The 1,811-nt window shown below is 25.7% G+C and carries 1 protein-coding gene; it reads left to right on the top strand.

Annotation, left to right across the window (positions count from 1 at the left end):
* The first annotated feature begins 178 nt into the window (after window positions 1-178).
* Window positions 179-1,282 carry a tRNA 2-selenouridine(34) synthase MnmH gene (mnmH, locus tag E6248_RS15790; protein WP_316341720.1) on the top strand — a complete coding sequence of 368 codons (1,104 nt, stop codon included), beginning with the start codon at window positions 179-181 and terminating at the stop codon, window positions 1,280-1,282.
* Window positions 1,283-1,811: the final 529 nt, after the last annotated feature.

Genomic DNA, 1,811 nt, shown 5'->3' with positions numbered 1-1,811 from the left:
GTATAGTATTTAATTCAAAAATACTTTTCAATAATTATTATAAATCTAAAGAAGGAATAACAATAGTAAAAATATAAATTTTTAGATAAGATTACATAATTTTAGTTTATTTTTACAAATAAGAAATATATAATTTATATTATTAGAAGTAAATAAAATATGAAATGGAAGTAGAGTAATGAAGAAATTATCAGTAACAAATGATTTTAAGAGTATAGTGCTAAATGACACAAAGCTAATAGATGTTAGAGCTCCAATTGAATTTGAAAAAGGAGCAATGATAAATGCAGTAAACATGCCAATTTTGAATAATGAGGAAAGGCATATTATAGGTATATGTTATAAGGAAAAAGGTAACGAAGAAGCAACAAAACTTGGTTATGAAATAGTGTCAGGAGAAATTAAAGAGGCTAGGGTAAAGGCATGGACAGAATTTACAAATGAAAATCCAAATTCTATGATTTATTGCTTTAGGGGAGGATCACGTTCAACTATAGCACAACAATGGATATATGAAGAAACGGGAAAAGATATAGTGAAATTAGATGGAGGATATAAGGCTTTTCGTAATTACCTTATAAATTCATTAGATCCAAAAGAGATAAAATCAAAACCGCTAATATTATCTGGATATACAGGTTCAGGGAAAACAATATTATTGCATAAAATAAATAATTCAATAGATTTAGAAGGCCTAGCTCACCATAGAGGATCTACCTTTGGTCATCATATTACACCTCAGCCAACACAAATTAACTTTGAAAATAATTTAGCTTATAGCTTAATTAAACATAAAAATAATAACTATAAATATATGGTTCTAGAAGATGAGGGGAAAAATATAGGAAAGAGTTTTATTCCAAAGTTATTTTTTGAATATATGAAAAGTGGAGATGTGATATTTTTAGAAGCTTCACTTAATGAAAGAATAGATAATATATTAGAAGAATATGTGATAAATGGACAAGAAGAGCATAGAGAAGTATTTAAAAATGAAGAACTTGCTTTAGAAGCTTGGTTAAATGATATGATAGCAAGTATGGAAAGAGTTAAGGGGAAGCTTGGTGACAGAATACATACAATAGTTAATGAACTTAAACTGGCATACAATGAACAGTTAACAACTAATAAGATAGATAAACATAGAAATTGGATAGAGTTATTTTTAACTCAGTACTATGATCCTATGTATAAACATTCTTTATTAAAATCTAATAGAAATATAGTTTACAAGGGAAATAGAAGCGAAGTAATGGAGTATATCGAAAAGTTGGAGAGATAGTTTGCTTACTAATAAAGAGGTATAAATAAGGTTAGAATTATTAATGGTTAATCGCATCTGTAGAGAGTCAGAATTACTAGAAAAAACATTAAGAATTAATGTTTGATTTTTAAAGCTCAGTATGCTTTGTATAATATATTTTTAGTATAAGTAAAAAGAAATCAATATCAAGTTTTTATTAAAGAAAATTTTAATTAGTGTAATAATAAAGCAAATACAGGTTAATAATTAAATCATTAAGATATTATGGTTATTAGGATAGATATAAATCTATCCTATTTTTTATAAGTTTTTTGTTTGTTTTTTAATAATATTAAGCTTTCAATACTTAGAGAAGATACGATAACTGAAGATTTTATAACCTTAAAACTGACTTTGCAGGGTTAGTTTTATAAAAATTTATTACTTATGATAAGGTGAAGTGTATCTGTGGAAAATCAAAATAATTTTATATATAAGATGCTTCTAATATATGTAGATAAAGTATCAAAGTTTTTATTTAGGGGTAGACTTTTGCGTTATTCTTTGG

It is taken from the genome of Clostridium sp., assembly GCF_032552055.1.
Lineage (GTDB): Bacteria > Bacillota > Clostridia > Clostridiales > Clostridiaceae > Clostridium.
This window is presented reverse-complemented; position numbering and strand designations above follow the sequence as displayed.

Coding starts and splice junctions, on each gene's coding strand:
- mnmH (WP_316341720.1), top strand. CDS start 179: ATGAAGAAATTATCAGTAACAAATGATTTTAAGAGTATAGTGCTAAAT.